The sequence below is a fragment of the Robinsoniella sp. genome (genome assembly GCF_034124845.1).
On the sequence record NZ_JAWYAJ010000455.1, the window covers coordinates 1 to 7,333 of the forward strand.

Here is a 7,333-nt window from a genome sequence, read left to right on the forward strand (position 1 = left end):
CTCCTTAGTAAGTATTACCTATTATCATAGTATGCTAAGTGATTAATTGTCAATTCTTAATATAATTAAGAAACTTTTTAGAAGTGCGACATCATGTATTCACAATTAAATGCTATAATAAAATTATAAAATGCGAACGAAAAATGTTTTGTCATTTTATACAGAAAATATTAAAAAACATGCATGTTGCCGGGACGTCATTCATATAGTATAAGGTGGAAGATAGGGGGATTTTTCATGAGATACACCACGTATTATGAAGAAAATGAAACAGTTAGAAAAGATAAGTACGAACAAATGAAACAGGCTGCACTTACCGGACAGCCGAAAAAGAAGATTGAAAAATACAGCCTGAAGAAACTAAGATTTATGCAGACTGGTGCGGCAGGGGAGCTGCACAACGACACAGTACCAAAATACTATATCTGTATGAAGAACGACGACGAAACCCAAATCTATATAGAGAAAAAATATATACAGAATGAGATTGTATATAAGAGATGCGTAAAGATTACAAAGGAAGAAGCACAGAGGATATTGAACCAGGATGTTGAATGGATGAAGGGACATAAAAAGCAGCTGCTTTCCGATTTCTACCTGCAATATACACTAAACAGCCTGCGGCCTAAACATATAACAGAATATCAAAGAGAGATGATGAATTACAAGAAAGGTTATATTACATTTGCCCATCGTATCAGTCGTATAGCGGGCGGTGAGGTAGATATATTTGGAAGTAACGGAATCCCAATCCAGTGTCTTTCGGAAGACCGGGTTAATGTCAGCTATAAATGGGAGGTCACGCTTCCTCAGATGATTATGAATCTGATTCAAACGGCAGAAGAGCCTGCAGATGATTTTGCATTTGCATTTTAAAACTTTGGATGGCGGGAATGAATAAGAAAAAACCAGATAACCTATTTTTTGTGGTTATCCGGTTTTTCTTTTTCTTTCCCTTTTTTTGAAATCCGGTAAAAGAGAATGTAGCCATATAACAGTACCGGAACAATGATCGTACAAGCCACGGAGATGCGGAACATATCATAGGCAAAGTCACTTTTTAGGAGTGAAAAAATAAGGGTACTCAGGTAAAGAGCTACCAGCAGTACAATGCCGATCCAGGCCATAATCTGTTTCTTTTTCATAGTTTACATACCTCATAGCGTTTTGAAATATTATACAACAGATAGATAGAAAAAGCAAATCGGTCAGATTTTGCCCATTGTGGTATTTTTTCCTTGCTTTTTAGAGTAAAGTTTTGTACAGTAAAGATATGCATGAAAATTGCACAGGTAAGATATACCCAAATTTTATACATGAAAGAGAATAGAGGTTTGACAACATGATACGTTTTAATTGTGACTATGGGGAAGGTGCCCACGAGAATATTTTAAAGAAGCTGGCAGAAACTAATTTGGAGCAGACCCCAGGATATGGAGAAGACAGTTATTGTGAAGAAGCCAGAGTGCTGATCAGGGAAAAATGCAAAAGAGAGGATGTAGACGTACACTTCCTGGTTGGAGGCACGCAGGCGAATCTGACTGTGATTGATGCAGCATTACGTTCTCATCAGGGGGTGATCTCCGCGGTATCCGGACACATTAATGTGCATGAGACAGGTGCAATTGAAGCCTGTGGACATAAGGTACTGACTTTGCCCAGTGATGATGGGAAAATTCAGGCACAGCAAATCGAAAAGCTGTATCGGGATCATGTGGAAGATGAGACACATGAGCATATGGTTCAGCCGAAAATGGTTTATATCTCAAATCCTACCGAGAATGGTACGATTTACAGCAAAAAGGAATTGGCTTTGATTGGAAGCGTATGTAAAAAATATGGTTTGTATTTATTTATGGATGGTGCAAGGCTTGGATATGGGCTTACAGCAAAGGGAAATGACCTGGATCTGCCTTCCATTGCAGAAATCTGTGATGTATTCTATATTGGAGGAACAAAAGCAGGAGCTTTATTTGGAGAAGCGGTTGTCATTACTAATCCGGCATTAAAAGAAGATTTTCGCTATCTGATCAAACAAAAAGGCGGAATGCTTGCTAAGGGGCGTCTGCTGGGAATCCAGTTTGGCGAACTGTTCCGCAATGACCTGTATTTCAAAATTTCAGAGCATGCCAATGATATGGCTATGCTGCTGAAAAATGCATTCCTGGAAAAGGGATATCCGTTATTCATAGACAGCACAACGAATCAACAGTTTCCAATCATGGAAGACGGATTTTTGGAATCATTGAAAGAAAAGTATAGTTTTGCTTATATTCAGCGTTATGATGAAACACATAGTGTGGTGCGTTTTTGCACCAGCTGGGCAACAAAAGAAGAGAATGTACGGACGCTGATTTCAGATCTTTAACAGGATAAGGTACGGGATAGAGACTACGATAGGAGAAAAAGGGAAATGTCAAAAAGAGGTGACGAGAGCGCAAAGTTTGGAAGCAGACTTGGATTTGTTCTGGCAAGTGTTGGATCAGCAGTAGGAATGGGAAATATATGGATGTTCCCTTATCGTGTAGGGCAATACGGAGGAGCAGCATTTTTAATTATTTATTTTTTATTTATAGCGTTATTTGGGATGGTTGGATTATCGGGTGAATTTGCACTGGGGCGTCTGACCGGAACAGGACCGGTTGGTGCATATGACTATGCATTAAAGTCCAGAGGGAAAAAGGGCGGTAAGATCCTGGGCAGTATTCCGCTGCTGGGATCTTTGGGCATTGCAATCGGTTATGCGGTTATTGTAGGGTGGGTGCTGCGCTACCTGTTCGGAGCGGTAACCGGGAGTTTTTTAAATACAGAGTCAGAACAGTATTTTAGTGAGATTACGGGTACCCTTGGAAGTATTCCCTGGCATACCGTTGTAATCTGTATCACCGTCATCATTTTAATTGGCGGGGTATTAAAAGGCATTGAAAAAGTAAACCGTATTATCATGCCGGCATTTTTTATTTTATTTGCAATTGTGGCAATACGTGTTTTTTTCCTTCCGGGATCTATGGAAGGGTACCGATATCTGCTGATCCCCAAGTGGGAGAAGCTTTTGGATCCTATGACCTGGGTAATGGCCATGGGGCAGGCATTTTTCTCATTGTCTATTACCGGTTCGGGAATGATCATATATGGAAGTTACTTAAGCAGAAAAGAAGATATACCAAAGGCATCCATGCAGACGGCTCTTTTAGATACCGGTGCAGCTCTGCTTGCGGGATTTGCGATCATTCCGGCTGTTTTTGCATTTGGAATGAATCCAAGCTCCGGACCGCCGCTGATGTTTATAACGCTGCCGAAGGTATTTGCCCAGATGCCGGCGGGAAGGCTGATTGCAGTTCTATTCTTCGTTTCCGTTTTATTTGCAGGAATTACCTCACTGGTTAACATGTTTGAGGTATGTGCAGAGGCGGTAATGAAGCAGTTAAAAATGAAAAGAACGGCAGCCATATTGATTGTGGGAGCCATTGCTCTTGCAGTTGGTTTATTTGTAGAAAATGAAGCATATCTTGGTACGTGGATGGATATCATTACGATTTATGTTGTTCCGTTTGGAGCAGTTATGTGCGCAATTATTATTTATTGGGTACTTGGAACCAGGAAAATAGATGAAGAATTGAATTTGGGACGGGAGAAGCCGGTTGGTAAAATCTTTGATTTTACTGCGAAATATGTATATATTTTCCTGGCTGTCCTGGTACTGGTTTTAAGTGTAGTGTACAAAGGAATCGGTTAAGCAGTGAAAGTCAATTTCGATCAGAAGTTGGCGGTACCGTAAGATAAATCGGCAATGTTGCCTGAAACGTTAAACCCAGTACCCATTCGTTTGTGGCTGAAAAGGATACTGGGAAACAATTGAATTGGAGGAATCTTATGGAACATAGTACCGTATATTATGATGGACACAGTGTAAAAAGTAAAGAAATAGCAAGGATGTTTGCGGAAAGAAATGAAGGTGTTATTCTGGTAGAGGCATCTTCTGTGACAGAATCAATCATTTATGAAGAGAATAAAACCGTTGGATTTATTTTTGCAAGTGTAAAAGGACATCTGCCGGAGTGCATGAAACAGATTCTGGGACGTCTGGTGGTTGATAAACAGGCATACATTTACGCATTTGTCGTAGGCGGGAATCACGAAATCAGGGTAATCAAAGAAATGAATGAGATTCTCAAACACCGGGGCATGAAACTGGCAAGTGCCTATGCGGAATATATTCTGCAGCGAATATCTGCAAACGAAGTAAAACAGCTGGAAAAAATCGAAGAAGATGTAAAAAGCCAGCGCAGGCTTCTGGATGAATTTCATGACCAGATGGCAAAGGCAAATAAAGACGATGTAAAAAAACAGTTAAAAAGAGATATCAGGGACTATATCAAGTTTAAGATTAAAAAGAAATTTTAAAAATACCGGGCCCGCCGCGCTGTTGCGGCCGGACCCGGTATTTGGGGGAGGATAAGTATTAATTTTCTCTTTTGTAGATGTTAGTAGTATGAGCAGAAATTTGGTTTCTATACAATTTTTATATAAAAAATAAAATTCTTTTGAAAAATAAGCAAAAGTGTTATATACTATACGTGTTATAATTACGAATATGAAACAAAGGATGGATTAGATATGGGATTATTACAGGATTGGAGAGACGTAGCATACTCTCAGGAAACAGATAAGAAGCAGCTTCAGAAGTTTTGGACTGATTATTTTTTAATTGAAAAAGGAATCTATGAGAAATTATTAGCCAATCCGGAAGAAGTGGTAAAAGGTACCGTTAAGGAATTGGCTGAAAAGTTTGAAATTCCGGTAATGACAATGGTAGGCTTCCTGGATGGAATTGATGAAAGTTTGAAGGTGAAGAATCCAATTGAAGAAATGGATGAAAACACCGAAGTAAACTTAGGATTTGATAAAGAGCTTCTTTACAAAAATATGGTAGACGCTAAGGCTGACTGGTTATACGAGCTGCCAATGTGGAATGAAATCTTCGATGAAGAGAAAATGAAAGTGCTTTACAGAGAAGCAAAGAAAGCCAATACAATTGTCAAAGGCAAGAAGATTGGAAGAAATGATCCATGTCCATGTGGAAGTGGAAAAAAATATAAAAAGTGCTGCGGTAAAAACGCATAATAAAATCGCATAGTAAAAACCGGATGAAAGCGAGTAAGCTTTTCATCCGGTTTTTTCTGTCAGTTAATGTCTGTACGATCTTTTGACATAACAAATGTACATTCATGCCTGTATTGCTCCGGAGTCATGTGTTCATATTTCTTAAAAATACGGAAAAAATATTTTACATTGTCATATCCGGCGGCTTTTGCGATCTGATACATTTTTTTATCGGTCTCAGAGAGCATTTGCTTTGCCTTTTCAATGCGAATGGTATTCAGGCAGTGTACAAAGGTCTCCCCGGTACGCTGCTTGAACAGATGGCTGCAGTAGCTGCGGTTCAGATAAAAAAGGGAGGACAGGAATTCTATGGTCAGATTATTTTGATAGTGTCTCTGCATGTAAATCTTCATCTTCTCAATGATGTCCTCAGTAGCATAGATATTATCTGTTTTAAAAAGAGAGGTAATGTTGGCATAAAATTGGTGATAGTAATCCTTTATCTCCTGAAGGCTGAACATATTGTTGAGGATATTCTGCATACTGCTGTTGGCGGAGGAGGGGGTGATCTGCTCAAAGTAGGTGCTCATCATATACCGAGTCCGGTCAGCCAGAGAAAAGCAGAATACTTTTATGTCATAAAGGCTTACATCGGGGATGGTAAGAAAATAAGTAAAAAGTTCTTCTAAAAGTGAGGACGTCTGGTCCGGCATCCCCGCTTCAATACGGAACAGAAATTCTTCTGTTTTATCCCATGTAATGGAAATCGGTTCCCTTTTCTTCTCCGGCGGAAAGAAAGCTTCTGTGCTGCCTGAGACCTTTTTGGTATTCAGAGCGGTAACGGTTTCCAGGAAAGCCGTATTCAGCTCCAGGAGCGAATGGTGCGTCCGGCTGCATCCAAATAAAACCGGTGTTTTGGAGGCATAGAGGGTGCTCTTTAGCTGCTGGATTAACTGTCTGCACATTTCATCGGAGCTTAACACAGAATGTTCCGGCTTAAATAAGATAAAAAAACCCAGATTCTGGTTCGTGGCGTGCTCCAGAAATAATGCCAGATCCCCAAAGGCATTTTCCGTCAAAAATGCCGTAAGAGCGGCAAAATCCAAAGCAGTCTGGGAATAGGTCGTAATCATTACCAGGTCATGGATCTGGTTAACAAAGTTCAGGCGATTGGAGGTTATAGAAAAATCTGTGGTGTGATAGCCCATTATGAGATTTTGCAGCATTTGCAGATCGTATTTGTAACGGGCCTGTTCTTTCTTCTCATCTGAGCTAATCAGCCGGTTTTGTATGGACTGGTGGTCATTTAACTGCTTTACGGCATTCAGGACAGCTCCTGTCAGCGCTTCTTTGCCAAATGGTTTTAAGAGATAGTCAACTGCCTGTGCTGCGATGGCATGTTTCATATAATCAAAGTCTTTATACCCGCTGATAACAATGGATCTTATCTGGGGGAAATCCTGGGTAAGCTGTGACAGAAAAGCAGTTCCGTCCATAAGAGGCATTTTCATGTCGGTAATTACAATATCCGGGTTCATTCTTTCGATGAGGGTAAGTGCTTCCTGACCATTACATGCTTCACCAATACATTGAACGGTGTCCTGAATGGAAGAAAGCTTCTTGATAATTCCTTTGCGGATCAGTGATTCATCATCAACTACAATAAAAGTGTACATAGAATCCTCCTAATAGTTGGGTGTGCAAAATGGTGTAATAATGCGACGCTGCCAGTATGCACAGTATATTAGATTCAAATCCAGGTTACATAGCCGGTCTATGTGCCCTTGCTTGGAAGGAATCATGCCCAAGGTATGACGCATAGATGTGGGAGAGCAATTTTTAAACACGCCCTAATTTGGGAAGCTTAATCAGTATGGATGTTCCGCTTTCCTTTTGGCTCTGTATCTGAAGCCCGTATTCATCTCCGTAATATAGACGGATCCGGGTGTGAATATTTTTAATTCCGATGCTCTGCTTGTTCCGGTGTCCCAGTTCGGTAAATTCCGCTTTCTGCTTTAAATCCAGATTTAGCTGATTAAGCTGTGTTTCATCCATGCCGACCCCGTCATCACTGACGGAAAAGTAAAGAAAGGATGACTCCATCCAGCTTTCAATCTTAATAAAACTCCCATACTGGCAGTAGTTCAGTCCATGATAAAAGGCATTTTCCACCAGAGGCTGGAGAATCAGTTTTAGTACCTGCAGTTCCAGCATTTCCTCCGGAATATTC

Annotated in this window: 8 protein-coding genes; 5 read left to right on the top strand and 3 right to left on the bottom strand. The window is 40.3% G+C overall.

From position 1 onward, the window contains the following. The first annotated feature begins 237 nt into the window (after positions 1-237). A complete protein-coding gene (locus tag ACH2DQ_RS22435; protein ID WP_394916134.1) occupies positions 238-876 on the top strand; it encodes a VTC domain-containing protein in 639 nt (212 codons plus the stop codon). A 41-nt stretch (positions 877-917) separates the two neighbouring features. Here ACH2DQ_RS22435 and ACH2DQ_RS22440 read toward each other — a convergent pair whose 3' ends face one another. Further along, positions 918-1,145, bottom strand: coding sequence for a hypothetical protein (locus ACH2DQ_RS22440; RefSeq protein ID WP_394916133.1), 228 nt, complete (start codon positions 1,143-1,145; stop codon positions 918-920). Between the two features lie 197 nt (positions 1,146-1,342). On the opposite strand from ACH2DQ_RS22440, the gene ACH2DQ_RS22445 reads away from it, so the two are divergent. From ACH2DQ_RS22445 to ACH2DQ_RS22460, 4 genes are all read left to right on the top strand, one after another. Further along, positions 1,343-2,368, top strand: coding sequence for a threonine aldolase family protein (locus tag ACH2DQ_RS22445; protein ID WP_394916132.1), 1,026 nt, complete (start codon positions 1,343-1,345; stop codon positions 2,366-2,368). A 45-nt stretch (positions 2,369-2,413) separates the two neighbouring features. Then, complete coding sequence (locus ACH2DQ_RS22450) at positions 2,414-3,736, top strand: sodium-dependent transporter (protein ID WP_394916131.1); 1,323 nt, start codon at positions 2,414-2,416, stop codon at positions 3,734-3,736. A gap of 137 nt (positions 3,737-3,873) precedes the next feature. After that, positions 3,874-4,404 (top strand): hypothetical protein, encoded by a 531-nt coding sequence (locus ACH2DQ_RS22455; RefSeq protein ID WP_394916130.1) that lies wholly within the window; start codon positions 3,874-3,876, stop codon positions 4,402-4,404. 213 nt (positions 4,405-4,617) lie between these two features. Then, complete coding sequence (locus tag ACH2DQ_RS22460) at positions 4,618-5,124, top strand: SEC-C metal-binding domain-containing protein (RefSeq protein ID WP_394916129.1); 507 nt, start codon at positions 4,618-4,620, stop codon at positions 5,122-5,124. Positions 5,125-5,183: 59 nt separating this feature from the next. Here the strand turns inward: ACH2DQ_RS22460 and ACH2DQ_RS22465 are convergent, their stop codons facing one another. After that, positions 5,184-6,779 (bottom strand): response regulator, encoded by a 1,596-nt coding sequence (locus tag ACH2DQ_RS22465; protein ID WP_394916128.1) that lies wholly within the window; start codon positions 6,777-6,779, stop codon positions 5,184-5,186. A 163-nt stretch (positions 6,780-6,942) separates the two neighbouring features. Next, the coding region (locus ACH2DQ_RS22470) for a sensor histidine kinase (RefSeq protein WP_395028403.1) at positions 6,943-7,333 on the bottom strand (391 nt) is incomplete at its 5' end.